At 46.7% G+C, this 18,851-nt stretch carries 13 protein-coding genes and 2 tRNA genes; 6 read left to right on the forward strand and 9 right to left on the reverse strand.

Translation table 11 applies throughout. The annotated features are described in order from the left end of the window. Positions 1–93 precede the first annotated feature (93 nt). Positions 94–687 carry a hypothetical protein gene (locus PHW04_17620; GenBank protein MDD2717711.1) on the reverse strand — a complete coding sequence of 198 codons (594 nt, stop codon included), beginning with the start codon at positions 685–687 and terminating at the stop codon, positions 94–96. 128 nt (positions 688–815) lie between these two features. Between PHW04_17620 and PHW04_17625 the strand changes: the two genes are divergently transcribed. Genes PHW04_17625 through PHW04_17635 form a run of 3 tightly spaced genes read left to right on the forward strand, consistent with a single transcriptional unit; the run spans position 816 to position 2,525 of the window. Continuing rightward, a complete protein-coding gene (locus PHW04_17625) occupies positions 816–1,151 on the forward strand; it encodes an STAS domain-containing protein (protein MDD2717712.1) in 336 nt (111 codons plus the stop codon). 19 nt (positions 1,152–1,170) lie between these two features. Beyond that, positions 1,171–1,941, forward strand: a complete 771-nt coding sequence (locus PHW04_17630) for a nucleoside phosphorylase (protein ID MDD2717713.1) — start codon at positions 1,171–1,173, stop codon at positions 1,939–1,941. Between the two features lie 26 nt (positions 1,942–1,967). Next, positions 1,968–2,525 (forward strand): DUF4919 domain-containing protein, encoded by a 558-nt coding sequence (locus PHW04_17635; GenBank protein MDD2717714.1) that lies wholly within the window; start codon positions 1,968–1,970, stop codon positions 2,523–2,525. A gap of 7 nt (positions 2,526–2,532) precedes the next feature. Here PHW04_17635 and typA read toward each other — a convergent pair whose 3' ends face one another. The 6 genes from typA to PHW04_17665 form a co-directional block, all read right to left on the reverse strand. Next, positions 2,533–4,353 carry a translational GTPase TypA gene (gene typA, locus PHW04_17640; GenBank protein MDD2717715.1) on the reverse strand — a complete coding sequence of 607 codons (1,821 nt, stop codon included), beginning with the start codon at positions 4,351–4,353 and terminating at the stop codon, positions 2,533–2,535. Between the two features lie 549 nt (positions 4,354–4,902). Beyond that, positions 4,903–7,014 (reverse strand): S9 family peptidase, encoded by a 2,112-nt coding sequence (locus PHW04_17645; protein ID MDD2717716.1) that lies wholly within the window; start codon positions 7,012–7,014, stop codon positions 4,903–4,905. A gap of 55 nt (positions 7,015–7,069) precedes the next feature. Next, on the reverse strand, positions 7,070–7,657 hold the full coding sequence (locus PHW04_17650) for a DedA family protein (protein ID MDD2717717.1): 588 nt from the start codon (positions 7,655–7,657) through the stop codon (positions 7,070–7,072). A gap of 162 nt (positions 7,658–7,819) precedes the next feature. Then, positions 7,820–9,289 carry a radical SAM protein gene (locus PHW04_17655; protein ID MDD2717718.1) on the reverse strand — a complete coding sequence of 490 codons (1,470 nt, stop codon included), beginning with the start codon at positions 9,287–9,289 and terminating at the stop codon, positions 7,820–7,822. Between the two features lie 3 nt (positions 9,290–9,292). Continuing rightward, positions 9,293–10,723 (reverse strand): radical SAM protein, encoded by a 1,431-nt coding sequence (locus PHW04_17660; protein MDD2717719.1) that lies wholly within the window; start codon positions 10,721–10,723, stop codon positions 9,293–9,295. A 32-nt stretch (positions 10,724–10,755) separates the two neighbouring features. After that, positions 10,756–12,165 carry a radical SAM protein gene (locus PHW04_17665; protein MDD2717720.1) on the reverse strand — a complete coding sequence of 470 codons (1,410 nt, stop codon included), beginning with the start codon at positions 12,163–12,165 and terminating at the stop codon, positions 10,756–10,758. Positions 12,166–12,282: 117 nt separating this feature from the next. On the opposite strand from PHW04_17665, the gene PHW04_17670 reads away from it, so the two are divergent. Together PHW04_17670 and PHW04_17675 are read left to right on the forward strand one after the other, a co-directional pair. Further along, positions 12,283–12,359: transfer RNA gene (locus PHW04_17670), tRNA-Ile, on the forward strand. 146 nt (positions 12,360–12,505) lie between these two features. Further along, a tRNA-Ala gene (locus tag PHW04_17675) sits at positions 12,506–12,581 on the forward strand. Positions 12,582–12,639: 58 nt separating this feature from the next. Here PHW04_17675 and PHW04_17680 read toward each other — a convergent pair. Further along, positions 12,640–13,803 (reverse strand): ATP-binding protein, encoded by a 1,164-nt coding sequence (locus tag PHW04_17680; GenBank protein MDD2717721.1) that lies wholly within the window; start codon positions 13,801–13,803, stop codon positions 12,640–12,642. Between the two features lie 165 nt (positions 13,804–13,968). Between PHW04_17680 and PHW04_17685 the strand changes: the two genes are divergently transcribed. After that, positions 13,969–14,667: a class I SAM-dependent methyltransferase gene (locus PHW04_17685; protein MDD2717722.1), complete on the forward strand. Its 699-nt coding sequence runs from the start codon at positions 13,969–13,971 to the stop codon at positions 14,665–14,667. A gap of 367 nt (positions 14,668–15,034) precedes the next feature. Here PHW04_17685 and PHW04_17690 read toward each other — a convergent pair whose 3' ends face one another. Further along, positions 15,035–18,472, reverse strand: a complete 3,438-nt coding sequence (locus PHW04_17690; protein ID MDD2717723.1) for a DEAD/DEAH box helicase family protein — start codon at positions 18,470–18,472, stop codon at positions 15,035–15,037. Between the last annotated feature and the right edge of the window lie 379 nt (positions 18,473–18,851).

Consider the following 18,851-nt stretch of genomic DNA (forward strand, 5'->3'; position numbering starts at 1 on the left):
CATGAGTTTGCCGCTCTTGCCGTAATCGGCTGCCTCACCCTTTCCCTTTCTGTGGCGCGCTTCCGCAAGTTTGTCTCATAGGGGCAGCCTAGATTATTTTCCCTTGTAGCGGGGTAATGTCGCTGCAAAATGATCCCTCAGGTCGATGGTTTTGCAGTCACCAGGCCTGTATTTCCCCATTAAACTTTCGAAGAGCTTGCTCTCGCCTGCGGAATTGAAATATGAAGTCAGGAGAGCGAAGTCGAGTTCCGCTGATTCCATCAGATCTTCGATCAGGGATAATAACTGGGAACGAAGGGATTTATCCCGTTGAATCACTTTAAGGTACACCAGGACCAGATCTTCCCGGGTGAGCTGCCTGATCGAGAATTTCCCGAGCGGCTTGTCAACCGCCCTGTTGAGCGCATCAAGAAGTGCCGGTTCGTCGGCCTGCAGAAATCCGAGCAGGTTATCTTTGTCCGGCGGAGAAAACTGCACAAAACCGTTAAAAAGTTCGTGCTCAGAGAAATCATCAGAGCGGAGTATCTTGCGGATTTCATCGAAACCCGGCTCATCCACTAAAAAATCAGCGAATCCGACTAATTTGCGCACTGAGTTTGCTGAACCTTTAGCACCGATCAGGGCATACCTGATCCGGAAGTCGGTAAACAGGCCATAGATAAAGGACATCAAACGGCGGTTATGCATCAGATAATTTTAGCTGATCAGCTGTGATTCCGCCAGGAAATTTCCTCAGGACTTTGAAATTTGCTCAAAGCTTTCTTGATAATTCACGACCTAGACAGTATAATATTGAAAAACATTTCCAGACTGATATGAAAATCGATAAGTATCTTGTAAATGATGTTAATGTAATCAAAATCCAGTCTCAGATTGAATATCATGAATCCGAGGAATTGAGAAATTTTCTCTCTGAACTGAAAAATGCTGAAGGCAGCAAAGTGGTTTTCAATCTGAGCGGATTGAAATACTCCAACAGCACTATCCTGGGAATTTTCTTTTATTACAGCAAGGAGATCATGTCGCAGAAAGGGATGGTCTGCTTCTGCTGTCTGAATCCGTTTGTAATGTCGATTTTCAAAGCCACCCAGCTCGACCGGGTGGTAAAAATTTTTTCCACTGAATCCGAAGCTTTGAATGCTATGACTTGAACTGATGGCGGGAGTGGAATTGATTCCGAATTTTAAAAATAAAATCCATGAAAAATCCCTTTTTTCTCCACAGGATTTTCTCAGTTACAGCCGGAAAAGAGACCGGCTGGTCCAGCCGGAGATTCCATCCTGCGCCATCATCTGTTTTCAGAAGAGCCTGTTGAACTATCTGATCGAAAAGTATGAAACAGTTCAGGTTCCTTGTATAGAGGAGAATTTTCGGATACTGTCCAGGGAAGGCTGCAAGATCGGTCTCACCGGCTGTTTTGGAATCGGAGCCCCAAGCTCTGCTGCGGTTTTAGAAGAGCTGATAGCCCTGGGAGTCAAAAAAATCGTTTCCATCGGCACTGCCGGATCACTGCAGGAAGACCTCAGGCCCGGAGGTCTGGTGGTCTGCGAGCGTGCCATCAGGGATGAAGGCACATCATATCATTATCTCAAGCCAGCCAGGTACGCCAGGGCTTCTGCTGCACTGGTGCGGCAATTGAAAAATACCCTGAATCAGATGAAAGTAAGATATCAGGCTGGAGCATCCTGGACGATTGATGCGCCATACAGGGAAACAGCCGCTGAAGTAAAAAAATATCGGGATGAGGGGATTCTGACTGTGGAAATGGAAGCTTCAGCCCTGTTTGCTGTGGCTGAATTCCGGGGAGTGGAGCTGGCCGCGATGTTTACAGTGAGTGACTGCCTTACTTCGGAAAACTGGGTCCCGAAATTCCATCTGAAAACCGCTAAAAAAGGACTGGAAACACTGTTCGAAGTTGCAGCGAATGCCCTTACGGAATAAATAACACATGATTACCGGAGAATGAAATGAAGTACCTGGAAATGTTAAAACAAGCGATTGCTAAACCTGAAGAAGCTGATTACTCCAAGCTCCGTGAATCGTATGCTGAATGGGAAAGTTACTGCCCGTATTCAAGGGATGAAGTGCATGGCGAGGGGTTAAACAGAGCGCTGGATGCCCTTGACTGGAAAACTGCGCTGGCAGACGTGAATTTTCTGATCCGGGAAAATTACCTGGATATTGAAGCCCATTCTGCTGCTGAAATAATTTACCGGGCGATGGGTGAACTGGAAAAATCCGATTTCCACGGGAAATTTTCCAGGGGCATGATCGACTCCATTTTAAAATCCGGTGACGGGTCGAACTTTTCCTGCGCTTACCTCGTGATCGATGTCCGCGAAGAATATGTGATCATGAAGTATCTCGGGCTTGAACCCCTGAGCCAGGATCTGGTGATGGACGAGAGCAACCACCAGTTCGATGTTTTTGAGGTTAGAAATCTTGAAACCAGGGAAAAGTCCAGGCTTTACTTCAATGTGGACAGGCCGAAATGCTGGCTGGATCAGAATTACATGAATCTATAGGAAATATTTATTCCTTCTTTTTATTGAGCCGCAGCCTCTGTTCATGATTCAGTGTTTTTTTGCGCATCCTGATCGCGACAGGAGTCACTTCCACCAGTTCATCGTCTTCGATGTATTCCATACACTGCTCCAGGGAGAAATCCCTTGGCGCAGGCAGTTTTTCCACGATTTCCGAGGTGGAAGACCGCATATTGGTCAGATGTTTCTCTTTGCAGATATTGACAGGCAGGTCTGTGTCCCGGCAATGCTCTCCCACGATCATGCCTTCATACACCCTGTCGCCGGGCCGGATGAAAAAAGTGCCCCTGTCCTTAAGCTGGGTGAGAGCATAGGTTGAAACACGCCCGGCTTCCATGTTCACAAGAACACCACGCCTGTTTTTCTGGAAGAGCCCGCGGAACGGTTCATATCCATAAAAAGATTGATTGAGCAAACCTGTACCCTTGGTGAGGCTCAGGTAATCATTATGAAATCCAAACAAACCCCGTGCCGGAATTTTCAGTTCGACCCTGGTGGTCACGCCGTCATTATGCAGGGTAAGCACCTCAGCTTTGCGTTTCCCCAGGTTTTCCATCACTGCACCAAGGAAAGTGTTATCTATATCCAGGACAAGTTCTTCAAACGGCTCATGGGTTCTGCCGTCGATTTCCCTGAGAATCACTTTGGGCTGTGAAATTTCCAGTTCATATCCTTCCCTGCGCATGGTTTCGATCAGGATGGAAAGCTGCAGTTCTCCGCGTCCGGACACTTTGAACGAGTCTGGAGAATCTCCGTCCTCGACACAGATTGCCACATTCCCCATCACTTCCACCTGCAGCCTTTCCCGGATTTTTCGTGAAGTCACGAACTTGCCGTCAGATCCGAAGAAAGGAGAGGAATTGGTATAGAAAAACATGGAAATTGTAGGTTCATCAACTCTGATGCGTGGAAGAGGGGAGATTTCGGGAGCCTGAGCCAGTGTGTCCCCGATCTCCAGGTCTTGAGCCCCGGCAATGGCCACAATCTCGCCGGCAGAGGTTTCCATCGCCTCGACTTGTTCGAGGCCTTCGTAACTGAGAATTTTCAGTACTTTGTAGGGTTGGATCAGATTGTCCTTCTTCAGAAGGTAAACCGGAGCATTCTGATGGATGGTTCCTGAATAAACTCTGCCGTGAGCCAGCTGGCCCACATAGGAGTTGTATGAAATGTTGGAGATCAGCATTGAAAAACCGCCGGTCCTTGAAATCACTGGTGGAGGAACATAGGAAACGATCAGGTCCAGGAGTTCGATCACATTGTCAGCGACCTTGTCCACGATCCTGGTGGCCCAGCCGTCTTTTGCAGAAGCGTAAACGATCGGAAAATCAAGTTGCTCATCAGTGGCCCCCAGTGACACGAAGAGGTCGAAAATGGCGTTTTCCACGAATCTGGGCCGGGCATGGGGACGGTCCATTTTGTTGATGACAACAATGGGGTTCAGAGCTTGTTTCAGGGCTTTCCTCAGCACGAATTTGGTCTGCGGCATGGGACCGTCCACAGCATCGACAAGCAGCAGCACACCATCCACCATATTCAGGATGCGTTCCACTTCTCCGCCGAAATCAGAATGTCCTGGAGTATCTACGATGTTGACAAGGTAATCCTTGTAATTGACAGATGCGCATTTGCTGAAAATCGTGATGCCGCGCTCGCGTTCCAGGTCGTTGCTGTCCATGATCCGCTCTGTGGGTTTGTCTTTTCTGACCTTGACAGAGCACTGGCGGAAAAGCGTGTCTACAAGCGTGGTTTTCCCATGGTCGACATGGGCGATGATTCCGATGTTCCTGATTTTTTTAGCATCTCTGGGCATTTGGTTCCCATGTAAGTAGATTTTTTTTGATATTAACCTATGGATTCCCATATTGCAAGAAAAATAGCTTCAGGTTTATCAAGAATCCCGGAATTATCAATATCGCAGTGTACTGAATGAACATTTCGGATCAATACTGAACAGGAGACAACCTTCATGGTTAACGATTTGTTACAGTGCCTGACAAATTGTAACAAATTGTAACTGGATTAAGGGTATGATTCCGGCTATTATCGTAATTGTAGAGCAGAGAACATCATACGAGGTACCCCCCTCAGTTCGAAACCTCTACAACCTGTAGTCCACTTATACTCTAGTCCTCTGACCGCCGAATGGTGGTCTTTTTTTTGTGCCTGTTAAAAAACCGAGTTACTACGAGGTTTTTGTTACAGGCACATATCCCCGAAGCGAGTGAAACGAGCGGAGTGGGATTTTCCTTTGCCATTGCAGTTCGGGCACCCGCGAGGGGTGCCCCTACAATAACTTGTGTTGAGATATAAACAAAAAAGGCAGGCCTGGCCTGCCTTTCCAAACATAGATGGAAAAACCTTATTGCCTAAGTCCCAGCGCCTTGAAGAAGAATGCGTATTCAAAGGCCACATCTTTCAGATAATCGTATCTTCCGGAAGCTCCCATATGGCCTGCGCCCATATTGGTCTTCAGGATCAGCAGATTGCTGTCTGTTTTAAGTTCCCGCAGTTTGCAGACGAATTTCGCAGGCTCCCAGTAGCCGACTCTGGGATCGTTCAGGCCGCCTGTAACCAGCATGATGGGGTAGTCTACAGCCTGGATATTGTCATAGGGAGAATAACTTTTCATGTACATGTAATCCTTGCTTTTGTTGGGATTTCCCCATTCCTCATACTCTGTGACAGTCAAAGGAATATTTGGATCCAGCATGGTGTTGATCACATCCACGAACGGGACATCGACCTCTCCAGCCTGAAAGAGATCCGGCCGCATGGTGATGACTGCGCCCATCAGCAGGCCTCCGGCGCTTCCGCCCTGAATGGCCAGCAGGTTTTTCCTGGTATAGCCTGTGTTGATCAGGTGTTCAGCGCAGGCGATGAAATCATTGAATGTGTTCAGCTTGTGATCCATTTTGCCGTTTTCATACCAGGCCCTGCCGTTTTCCTGGCCGCCGCGGATATGGGCTATGGCATAAATGAAACCGCGGTTGAGGAGACTCAGCCTGGCTGACGAGAAATATGGGTCCATGCTGATCCCGTAGGAACCGTATCCATAGAGAAGCAGCGGATTCTTGCCGTCTTTCACGATGCCTTTGCGATAGACCAGGGAAATCGGGATCCTGGTTCCATCCTTGGCTTTGGCGAAAACGCGCTCTGTCTGGTAGAGGAACGGCTTTAAGCCATTTACCTGGGTCTGTTTTTTCAATTCCATGCCGCGGGTATCCATGTCATAATCAAAAACAGACATGGGAGTGATCATGGAAGTGTAATTGAACCGCAGGGTTTTGGTCTTGTATTCAGGATTTTCAGAGGTGGTATAACTGTATACAGGTTCCGGAAACTTGACATAGTGTTCCTGATGTTTTTTCAGATCTAGCACTTTGATGGTCTGCAGCCCATGTCCCCGTTCATACACTACCAGATGATTCTCAAAAGCGTCGATGTTTTCCAGCAGGGTATCCTTGCGGCACGGGATCAGGTCTTTCCAGTACTTCAATTCAGTTGCTTTCAGCGACGTCTGCATCAGGCGGAAGTTCTCGGCTTTGTAGTTGGTACGGATCAGGAAGCGGTCGCCCTGCTGATCGACGTAATACTCCACTCCCTGTTTTCTGGGCTGGAACATTTTGAATTTTCCGGCCGGGTCATCTGAACGCAGGTAGCGGAATTCAGTGGTGGTGTTGCTGCCGATATAAAGCAGCAGATAGGATTTGCTCCTTGTTTTGGCAATTCCCACAAAATAAGCCTGATCAGGTTCTTCGAACACCAGCTCATCTTTTGCGGCATCAGTACCTAACTTGTGCCTGTAAAGACGATAGGGCCTCAGTGACTGATCCTTGACTGTATAGAAGATAGTGGCATTGTCTGCCGCCCATTCCAATCCTGCCTCACTGTTCTCTATCTTGTCAGGGAGCATCTGTCCGGTACTCAGATCCTTGATCTGGATCGTATATTTTTCGTCCCCTGCGAAGTTTATACTGAAAGCAAGCAGCTTGTGGTCAGGGCTCTGCTTGATCCCGGAAACATCGCAGAAATCGTGTCCTTTAGCCAGTTCGTTCTCATCCAGTATAATCTCTTCGCTCGCTTCCAGGCTGCCTTTTTTGCGGCAGTGGATTATATACTGCTTGTCCTTTTCAGTACGGTAATAGTAATAAAAATCACCTTCCCGCTGGGGTACTGAATTATCATCTTCCTTGATCCTTGCAACCATTTCAGTGTAGAGCTTTTTCTGAAACTGCTCAGTGTCTTTCATCATGGTTTCTGTGTAAGTGTTTTCAGCATTGAGATAATTGATGACTTTCGGATTCTCTTTTTTATTAAGCCAGTAGTAATTATCAATCCGGATGTCCCCGTGATTCACCATTATTTTGCGGACTTTTTCAGCCTTCGGGGGGACAGGAGCTTCGGCGGAAAGCGAAATGATCCGGCAGAAAAGGATCAGTAACAAAAGCAGATTCATGCGCAGTCTGTTCATGCAGTCTCCTTTAATCATAATTTAATTATAAGAGGATTTTACTCCTCTGACCAGTCTACTGCAATGAGGAAGCCTTTTTCTTCTGCAGGTGCCGGATCAGTCTGTAAATCCCGAAAACAGCCAGCAGTCCTGCTGTGACCAGCAGGGTTTCATTGGTATATTCGACGAGCTTGTTTCCATAGAACGAGAGCAGAACGATTCTGGGAATCACTGCGATCAGAGTGCAGATCGCGAATGGGAGGAGCGGAAGACGGGTGATCCCTGCGGCAATCGAGAAGACCTTGAAAGGAACTACAGGGACCAGTCTTCCGATCAGCACGCTCTGGATCCCGTATTTCCGGGCAAAGGCTTCCGCCTGTTCCAGATGATGCGGGGTGATGAAAATGTATTTTCCGAATCTGAGGATCACGGGTTTGGCGCCCAGCAGGCCGATGTAATATCCCACAATCCCGCCCAGGGTCGAGCCGAGGGACCCATAGATCGTGATCGATTTGAGCGGAATGCCGGCCATTCCGGCCCCGATGATGATGGCTTCCGAAGGGATCGGGACTATGCAGGATTCCAGGAACATCGCGATGAAAACCCCAAGATCGCCCATGCTTCTGACCAGATCAAGTAATTGGTGCTGCAAGGAGTCAAACATGGTTTCCCGTTCAGAATATAGTTTTCAGGTCATGCAGGAGAAAAATAAGCAGCACCAGGAGGATAGTGGCGAAAACGAGATTCCGGTAAAAATCCAGGGGGTGCATTTTCATGGATCTATTCTATCATCATCGGGTTTAAAGAGCATTATTTATCGTTTTTTTCACTTCCCCAGCCTGATCAGGTGATAAAGATACTTTTTCAGGATCAGCTTTCCCCTTGGTTCCTTTGAGAAAAGAGTGAACAGAAGGGACGGCAGAACCTTGCCGATCAGGTGAGAATCAGGCAGCATTCCGATCAGACTGGACTTGAGAATCAGGCGGACGATTTTTCTGGGTAAGAGCGGCAGCCAGCCGAAGACAATGCGCAGGCTGTCCAGCCTTTTCCGCTGATTCCTGTCTTCGATGCTGCCATGCTGTTCAAATGATTCGGATTCTCCGGCCAGGATTTTCGCTTTCAGCCCTGGCTCAAGCATCCCCATTTTTTCCGCAATCCCGCTGATTTCAGTGCCAGGGTAATAAGTGATGAAAAAAGGCAGCAGCCTGTGCGGGCGGAAAACATTATAGATTTTGAGCGCCAGCAGCTGGGATTGAAAATCATCCCCAGGGAGCCCCAGGATATGGTCGATGTTGTATGGAATTCCTGATTCATGCAGAGCTTTGAGCGCCTGGACAATCTCAGAATTGGTCTCAAATCTCCTCAGATATTGCCTGCGTACTTTCCGATTCAGGGTCTGCACTCCGATCTCAATCTGTACGCAGCCGGCAGAGCGCAACATTTCAAGTTCTTCCGGACGGGTGGTTTTCGGATGCGTCACGCAGATAAATGGGAGCCGGATTTTTTTCCGGTATGCTGTGCAGAATTCCCTGACCCGTTCCGTGTCGCCGGTAAAAATCTCATCCTCAATCACCAGTGCCTTGTAATTCCATTTTTTTTGAGCCCGGACGAGTTCTTCCATTACATTGGCGATGCTCCGCCTGCGCAGCATGCCAGGCTCTGCCGGGTAAATCCTTTTCAGGCTGTTGTTGTTGCAGTAGGTGCAGGAATAAGGGCAGCCGCGGGAAGTAATGATTGGATAGACATCTTTGAAATAGGGGGCTTTTTCGTAAAAAAGTTCATGGTCAGGAAAGGGAAGCGAATCCAGGTCTCTGATCAGCGGCCTGGGCTGGTTGCGAAAATTTTTACCCCAGATGTTGGAAATTCTGGAGGGGTCCTGTTTTTCTGCAAGGCATTCCACCAGTTCCAGGAGTGCCTGTTCGCCTTCGCCGAGACAGACAAAGTCGATTTCAGGGATAGAAATCAGATATTCCGGCGCAGTGCTGGCATGGATGCCGCCGAAGACTATCGGTACATCCGGCAGTTTCCTTTTATAAGCCCTGGCCAGTCCATGCATCCAGGAGAAACAGGCAGTGACGCAGGAAAACGCGATCAGATCAGGTTTGATATTTTCAAGCTCAACCAGGCTCCGGTCGCGGTTGAAGCAATGTGCTGCCAGAGGGAAATGCAGCAGAGCGTCTCTGAACAGCAGGGGAGAATAGGCCAGAAAGACCTGGTGGCCGTTTTTCTTCAATACAGCCGAGAGATATTCTATCCCCAGGCTTTCATAAGCTCCATGCACGAAAAGAATCCGCATAATTCACACCTTGAAGCGCAAAAAATCAGGCCAGATTCTGGAAACAAGCTCCCAGATATCAAGAGGCAGTCTGGAAAACATGGTCCAGGTTCTGGGAATTTTCCTGAGCACCCTCCAGATCCGGACCGGGTTAGTGTAGAACAGGAAATAGGCGGCAGATCTGAATCCTGAGAGCCAGGTTGCGCTGAGCCTGCTCCTGTTGAACCTGCCGCTTTCCGTAAAAAAATGGAACTGGGATGAAGGAATTCCGGAAAAGTCAAGGTCAGAAAAAAAATCGGCAGAGATTTTTGTTCCAGGATAAGGGATGAAGCGGAAAAAGGAGACAGTCTCGATTTTCAGCCTGTTGGCGAAGACCGCATTTTTCCATAAGCTTTTTCCTGTTTCACCTGGAAACCCATAGATAAAATAAGCTGAGGTGAAGAGCCCGTGCCTGTCGAGCAGAGAGATGTTCTGCCTGGCTTTCCCCAGGTCCAGCTTTTTGTCCATCAGTCTGACTATTTCAGGAGTGATGCTTTCTATGGCTATAGTGACGCTGTAGCAGCCGGCTTTTTTTAAAAGAACGATCAGTTCCTCGTCCAGCAGGTCAGCTTTGACTGCATTGGGGAAAGCTATGCCTATCCTGAATTTCGAGTCAATGATCAGCCTGCAGATCTTTTTGGCCCTCTCCAGGTCCAGATTGAAACAGTCGTCTATGAAATGGATCTCCCTGACCCCGAATCGTCTGACCAGCTGCTCGATCTCGTCCCTGACCGATTCAGGAGACCTGGGCCTGAACTGCTTACCCATAGTCTTGTGGCAGTAAGTGCAGGAAAAGGGGCAGCCGCGGGAGGTGCTGACAGTGGCGTAAGGAGACTGCCTGAGTATGCTGTTCATGCCAGGGATTTTCGAATATTCCCTGAAGTCGATCAGATCCCATTTCGGGAAATGGACCGCGTCCAGATCCTCCAGCAGCTTTACAGGCTGAGTGTAATGAAGGTCCGGCCCGGCCTTATAACCGATCCCGTCGCAGAAATTTTTCCCTGTCTCCAGATTCTGCAGCAGATTTATCACCCGCTGCTCTCCTTCTCCGCAGACTATGTAATCCACTGCGCCTGAACCGAGAATTTCCAGGGGAGAGCAGGAAGCCAGGGGGCCGCCGCAGACTGTCATTGCACCTGGCAGGAGTTCCCGCACTGCAGCTGCAGCCTGATAGAACTGATCCCGCTCCAGATAGGTGCCTGAAAACATTACGCAGTCAGGCCTGAACTCTGCCAGTTTTTTTCCGAATTGCCCCATGGATTCTCCAGGAAGCGAGAAATCAAAGAAATCCATCCGGATCTCAGGATAAGCCGCACAGATCGCAGCAGGCACATAGAGAAACCCTGTGGGCGGGGTTGTGATCGGGAAATCCGGCTTTTCGAACAGCCTGGTGAATAGGATTTTTCGGATGTGCATTGCGACATTATATGTTCAAAGGGAGCTGGAAATCAAAAAGCGGAGAAAACCAGTTTTATCAAATCACCCAGTTCAGTAGGCAGATGCTTGAGCAGATATTTTTTCGGGTATTTACGCATGATTCTGAGGAGTCTGCGGGGATTGGAATAGAAACTGAGATAATTGCTTCGGACAGACCCGTCAATTTCCTGTTCTGACATGCAGGTTTTATTAAAACCCGGGTTCTTGACTGTATAAACAAAATTGCGGGAAGAGATTTTCCTCAGATCCAGGTCCTGATAAAATTCGCTTTTGATCCTGGTGTTTGGAAATGGGATATAGCGGAACTGGATCAGGGACTCAATCTCCAGGCAGTCTGCAAATTCCCCATTGAGCCTGCGTTCCTCCAGAGTTTCTTCCGGGAATCCATACATGAAGTAAGCTGTGGTGTAGATCCCGTATTTATTCAACAGCCGGACATTTTTCCGCAGTCTGGACAAATCCAGCTTCTTATCCATCATTTTCACAATCCTGGGCGAGATATTTTCCACTGCCACAGTAACGCTCCAGCAGCCTGCTTTTTTCAGCAGAAAGATCAGTTCCTCATCCAGGTAGTCTCCTTTGAGGGCATTGGGAAAGGCAATCCCGATCCTGAATTTTGACTCAATGATCAGCCTGCAGATTTTTTTGGCACGCTCCAGGTCGAGATTGAAGCAGTCATCTATGAAGTGAATTTCCCTGATCCCGAATCCTGTCACAAGCCTGTCGATCTCGTCTCTGACTGATTCAGGAGACCTGGCCCGGAACTGCCTGCCCATGGTGTGATGGCAGTAACTGCATGAGAAAGGGCAGCCGCGGGAGGTGGAGACAGTGCAATAGGGCCAGAATTTTGTAGTCCCGTTCATGGTAGGGGCTCCGGAATAGGCCTTGAAATCAAGCAGATCCCATTTGGGGAAAGGGATGGTCTCGATATCTGGAATCATGGAGACTGGCGGGTTGTAGTGGATCGTCCGATCTTTCTGATATCCTATTCCATCCAGATCAATGTTTCCGGATAGATTTGCCAGCAGTTTGAGGATGCGTTCTTCCCCTTCTCCCCCTACTGCGAAATCCAGATGCTGATTCATCAGGACTTCTTCGGGCGCAGTGGTCACAAGCACTCCTCCACAGATGCAGAGTACATCCTTCAGGATTTTTCTGGCTGTTCCGGAAGCCCAGCGGAGCTGGTCACGTTCCATGTATGTACCAGAGAACATCACGCAGTCAGGCCTGATGGAGTCAAGCATACTGCGATAAGCAGAGGGCGTGGCTGAGGGGAGCGAGAAATCGAAGAAGCTCATTTCCACCTGCGGATATTTCTCTGAAATCACTGCTGGAATGTAAAGAAAGCCTGTAGGAGGAGTGGTGAAATTGAAATCATATTTCTGATAAAGCCGGACAAAGAGGATTTTTTTCAGATTCATCCAGCATATTTTACTATATTTATTTCCATCTTCAAGCTGAAAATCCGGTAATCGGTAATCAAAGCTAAAAAAATAATTGACAACAAAGACTCTGATTCTATAAATTGAAGGACACGTGGGCTAATAGCTCAGTTGGTCAGAGCGCTGCCCTGATAAGGCAGAGGTCGGTGGTTCGAATCCACCTTGGCCCACCATCACTTTCTAAGCGATTGTTACAAAGCTGTTCAAAAAGCCTGGATGCGAGGCCCACGAAACTGAAGGAGGGAGACGTACTCAACGTACGTTGACCGACTGAAGTTGAGTGGAACGAAGCAGCAAGGCTTTTTCAACAGCTTTAGGTGGGGGTGTAGCTCAATTGGGAGAGCACCTGCCTTGCACGCAGGAGGTTAGCGGTTCGAGCCCGCTCACCTCCACCATGAAAACACAAGGCTTCCAGCTCAGGAGGCCTTTTTTAGTTGCTGTATCTCCGGGAAATCAATTTTTCAGCATTGTTTCGATGAATTTTGTCAAAGGAACCACATGAGTACCATTTTTCAATGGATATGACTCTTCTACAGGCGCGACCACATAAGCTTCCTTGATTTCCAGTTGTTCGAGAGCATCCCAGAAACCCTTTGTAACCTGAGGAGCGCTGTGTGCCTTGAATTCTACCGCTACTTTACTCTTTCCGCGCTGCAAAATCAGATCAATTTCCGCGCCATTACTGGTCCGGTAAAACGAGGATTCCCATTCCGGCAGCTCTGACAGAATATTCTCCAGGGCAAAGCCTTCCCAGGAAGAGCCGTAAACAGGATGTCCGAGCAGGTCATTTTGTGTGCTGATGCCGAGCAGGCTGTGCAGCAGGCCTGAGTCCCTGACATACAGCTTCGGAGATTTCACCAGCCTCTTTTTAAGATTAGTGGAATAAGGCTTCAGAAGCCTGAGCATGAAAGTGCGTTCCAGGAGTTCGGTATAATTTTTGATGGTGTGGTAACATACACCCAGAGACTCGCCGAGCTTCGAAAGGTTTAGCAGCTGGCCATGCACATGGCCGCAGAACTTCCAGAATCGCTCCAGCACTGATGGGGAGTATTTAAAACCCAGCAGAGGTATCTCCCGCTCCAGGAAAGTACGGATAAAATCTTCACGCCAGTTACAGCTGATTTCAATGTCTTTGGCCAGATAGCTCCTGGGATAGCCGCCTTTGAGCCAGAGTCCCCTCACCGCCTCTGTGCCGGTTTGAAGTTCGCTCAACAGGAAAGGTGTAAGTTCTGCATAGCTGATCCTGCCTGCCAGAGTTTCAGAACTTTGCCTGATCAAATCTCTGGATGCTGATCCAAGAATCAGGAATTGACCATTGGTTCCGCTTGCATCGATCATGCTCCGCAGAACCGGGAATAATTCTGGTTTTCTCTGAATTTCATCCAGGCAGCAGAACCTTCCTCGATTTAGCGAAAAAAATGCTTCCGGATCATTAAGCTTGGCAAGATCCGATGGTCTTTCCAGATCCAGGTAAACTGTATGTGGAAACTCCTGTGCAAGGCGATGAGCCAGAGTTGATTTTCCACACTGCCTTGGGCCAAGAATGGCTGCTGCCGGAAAATTCGCAAGCCTGGTTCTGATTTTTTCAGCTAAATGTCTATCAATATAACCATGCATAATAGAAGTATAAACTCTAATTTGCATGGTTGCAACCGTTTTTTGCACTAAATGGGAACATTATTGAAAATAGACGATCATTAGTTCCGATGGACTCCAGCCTTCACACATTAACACTTTAACAGTTGATTTGAGCAGCAACTTGATTAGTGGTAGATTACCAGCATGGATCAGGAAACCCTTTCTTATTATTCTGAAAATGCCAGGGAAGTATTTGAACGCTATAATTCTGTCATTGGCGGTATCTCGAATTATTTCAACAGAGCATTTCCTGATAAGTGCAGAATCCTGGATATAGGCTGCGGCTCAGGCCGTGACCTGCTCGCTCTTCTCAAACTCGGGCATGATGCCTATGGAATTGAACCCTGCCGGGAACTTCGCGAACTGACCTGCACAAAATTTCCGGAATTGAAAGGCAGAATTGTTGAAGGCAGCCTGCCTGACCCGGGTTTAGCCTTTGAAGGAAATTTCGATGCCCTGGTCTGCTCTGCAGTGCTGATGCATCTTCCAAAAGAACACTTATTCGATACCGTCTTTTCGCTCAGAAAGCTTCTCAAGCCTGGCGGAAAAGCCCTGATCTCGATCCCATTCTCAAGGGATGGGATTTCAGAAGCCAACAGGGACGACAAAGGCCGCCTCTTCTCTGATCTCAATTCCGATTATCTGGAGCTCCTTTTTGAACGCACAGGATTTAAACTGAACGAAAAATGGATCAATGAAGACAGTTTGAAAAGACCGGGGTTCTCATGGGTGACAATGCTGTTTGCGCTTTTGGAGAATGAGTCCGGCAGGCCGATCGACAGGATTGAAAGCGTGCTCAATAGAGATAAAAAGGACGCCACGTACAAGCTGGCACTGACCTGACTGTGCCAGATTGGGAAAACCGGCTCTTTTCATCACTCTGTGAAGCGATAAAAGTCACGGCATTGCAGCGTGGGTGCGAACGATGGGAGCCATAGGGAAGATTATCTTCTAATTGAGACCTTTTTGAAAGCCTGATAGAAATCACTCCCAAATTCTAGAGCAAGCACAGAACCGATTTCTCAAGATACTACGGTAATGACTACGGATAAAACTACGGAAAAGACTACGAATAAAAATATATCTTCATCCGAAAAGGTTATGCTTGAGCTAATAGCATCGAATCCGTCGATTACCCAAAAAGAAATAGCGGTTCGGATAAATCTTACAGAAGTGAAGCCATCTCAACGGATAATATGTTAAATTGCTCTCACACCTGATTTTGTGGCATCATTTCCAGCAATTTTTCTATTTTCTTTTCTGCCTCATCAAGTTGTTTTTTATTGATCTTTTTTTTGATCCTGGTTTTTGCACGTGCAATGACTCCCTGGTCAGTACCGTCAAGTAAGTCATAGCTAAATTCCACTGCCAAGGAAAAATATATATAGGCATTTTCCAAGTTTTCCGAAAAGCCATCTTGATCCTTTGAACTCAAAAGTCCCAGATTGTAGTAGCCCCAGGGATTATTCTTATCAGCAGCTTTGCGGAACCATTTAACTGCTTCATCGAGATTTTTGGGGACTCCATATCCATATTGATAAAGGATTCCAAGATTGTTCATTGCGAACGGTTCGTCCAACTCAGCAGCTTTTTTATAATACGAAAATGCCTGGGCGTAATCCCTTTTAACATCTTTGCCGTCATGATACACAATGCCTAATTGATTTAATGATTCCCTATGGCCTTGTTGGGCTGCTTGATTAGTCCATTTTAAAAATTGTTCAACATCTTTTTTTCCACCTTCACCAGATAAATACATTTGGCCAAGCTGATACTGTGCTTCGCTGTCCCCTTTTGCTGCCGCAAGCAAGAACGATTCTTTTGCCTTATGAAGGTTCCTTGCAGTGCCTGTTCCGTCGTAGTAGCAGAGTCCCAATTTGCGTAATGCTTCAGCCGTATCTTTCTCTGCGGCTTTTCGCAAGGATTGGACACCTTTTTTTTGATCAGCAGGATCGTCACTATCTAAATACTTATTGGCTATTTCCAGCATTGCATGCACATCGCCGGTATCTGCTGCATTAACCAGTAAACTGTCGATCGGGGTTTGTTGGCTTTGCTCAGCAGCACATTCAGATATTTCTAGGCTAGAGTCCGTTTTTTCCGGGTTAACTATCAATCTGGAAATTGAGGTGCAACCGGATAATTCGGAATTTCTCACCGCAGTAGTTAATTCATTATCATGCGGTAGTAATCGTGTCGGGTCATTACCTGGGTAAAGTTGAACCACTAATACTTCAACTTTCTTTCCGTTGGTTCCGCACTGCTTTCTCACACCAGCAACGGCCTGACAATTATAATAGAAATTCACAATGCGTCTCACATAGGTCTGATAGTCGTCAAAATTAGTGGGTTGAAAAATCTGAAAGTCTTTTTCATTTTTCAGAATGATATCATGGAGTCTAAAGTCGATTATATCGATTTTTTTAATGGCGTTGCATTCCCTGCAAAGGGTCTGTGAATTTTCAAACGATGTATCGCCACTTATGCGGAAGGGTCTTATGTGGTCGACCTGCAATCTACATTGTCTACTCTTTTCAGCTCCACAACACAGACATTTGTAACCATCTCTCATAAGCACTTTTTCTTTATCTTGTTCAGTCAATTCTCTAACTCGATTGGCATCCACTGGAGTTAAAACCTGCTTCTCCAGCTTGGCTGCTATAGGTTTATTGGATTCTTTCAGGTATAACAGACGATTAACTGCTCTGTCGTAAGCTGATTTGAAGTAATCGAAGCTCTTGTAAAAAGATTTCCAAAGTGATTCAGGGCTATTATAAATGATTTCCAGTGCTTGTTTTTGTTCAAGGGCGTTTCCAGTTAAGTATAGCCGCTCAGCGACTTTATCCAGGTCGAGCTTATCTCGCTCAGATAAGGGAGTGAATTCTGGTGCTTCCTTGCTCCTCGCCATGTGTCGGACGATTCGGATCAAATTGGTTTCCAGAGAGTTTCCAATATCATCATTCTGCAGGTCAAAATAAGGGCTAGAAAGCGGTTTAATGTTTTCTTTGATCCATTCCTGAGACAAATCATCTTTTTCCCATGCATTTGGAATCTTACCTTGGAGTCCCTGAATAAATTGCTTGAATTTACTTTCTTGATGGTTGTAAACCATAGCAAATTCTGTATACCAGTCTGGTCCACCTATGCCATTGTCCGAAAAATATCTTGTTGTGTACCAACCAACAGGGACAATGTCTGTGAATGGTTCTGCCTGATAAGATGTTCCGGAATGGATTTGTTGGATCAATGCTTCGACTAAGTTAATGGAAATCATTTCCATAGGATACCTGCCCACTACCTTCTCGGTCTCTTCTGTTCCACCTTCAGGTGAGAAAGAGGCCCAATTTATAAACTTATTCCATGTGTCGGTAAAGAAAACGATATTAGCTTCATTTTTATCCGGGCCACCACCTGACTTGGGACCCCTGAGAGCCCTTCCGATCATCTGGGTCAACAGAATTCTGCTGGTTGTTTCTCTGGTTATGAAAACTGTCTTAATGGTAGGAACATCAGTGCCTTCTGTCAGCATTCGTATATTTATTAAGACTTCCAGTCCATCCCCTTTAAACTTTTCAATGGTTTCTTTGATTTCATTGGAGGTCATGTGATTTCGCGCATCAGCAGAATCAGGCCCGCCACCGGAATAGGAAAACACAGCACCGGCATTAACATCGGCTTTCTTTAACTTATCCTTCAAATACAAAGCTTGTTTCCAGTGGTCAGCAAAGATAAGGGTTTTCTTATACTCTTTCCGGTTTTTTAAATATTCCTGAACGATAAAATCATTTCTGGGCGAATTCGTTGCCAACTCTTTAATTATATCTTCAGGTAAGTCTTTATGTTCCCTAACCAGCCGGTTAAAAGTCTTTTCGTCCAAGTCCTTTTTAAAATCGGTCTTCTTTTGAATTAGTTTTTCTATTGCCAGAATACCTAGTGCCTGGAGCGCAGTTTTCTCCTCCTTGTGAATAATCCAGTCTTCGAACAATACCTTGAACCAGCCCTTTCGTGACTCATCAGTATAATCTGGAGTGGCAGTTAAACCGAGGAAATAAGCAGACGGCTGCATTTCACGGATCTGTAGCAATAGAGTTCGGCAGCCATATGCAGGCGCGTGATGAGCTTCATCCAAAACTACAATAAGCCTCTGATCCTGGTTACATTTTAAAAATTTGGTGAACTCAGAGTCTATAACTTCGTTTGATTGATCTTTTGTTTCGTGAAATAAATTTTCATAGGCCGTAAGAGTGGTGATGATCAGAACATCATCTTCGATGCTGATGTCGCGTGCTCTGCAATGTGATGGGTTGCTTGAAACCACACGGATGTTCAGTATGTCCCTTTTTGGAATCGGTTGGCGGTTTTCTTTGAAAGTGGCATAGACTTGATCCAACAAATGAAAAGTGTGCGCAAGCCAAAGCACTTTGACACCTTTTCCCAAAGCAAAATCATAAAGCCAGCGCACCGTGGTCAAAGTTTTCCCACCACCAGTAGGTAACACGAGCAGACCACCTTTACCGATCTGGTCTGAGAAGGTGAATGTCTTGTTCAACTTTTCGATGGATATTCTCTGATGGCCTTGCAGCGGTCTAACAGTTTCAGGTAACGGTTTATCACTAAACTCATTCAGTTTCCATGATTCATGAGACATGACCCCTCCAAGGGAAATAGATGACAATATTATACTACTTTATGTTAGTAGCGTCGCGTTACCAAGCACTCTTTCCCAATCTTCCTTATCATACTCGGCTGTCGCCCAATGCCCATCACCTGGTAACCTTTTATCTTTTCTGACTATGAAAGTGTCGAGTCGGACGGATCCAAGTCCTTTTAGGATGACGGTTGGTGTATTAATCGCTAAATCTAGAACTTGATTAGAAAAACTACGGTCTCCAGCGCTGCAAGCTACGTCCCGTCAAGTGGTGTAAATTTCCATCGGCTACTCCTGTCAACCTAAGCAGCCCTCAATTCCTTGCAATACAAGCCCTTAATCAGTTCCATTGACTCCAGGCTGAAGTATCTCCTGTTTA

Source organism: Candidatus Wallbacteria bacterium (assembly GCA_028687545.1).
Taxonomy (GTDB): Bacteria; Muiribacteriota; JAQTZZ01; order JAQTZZ01; family JAQTZZ01; genus JAQTZZ01.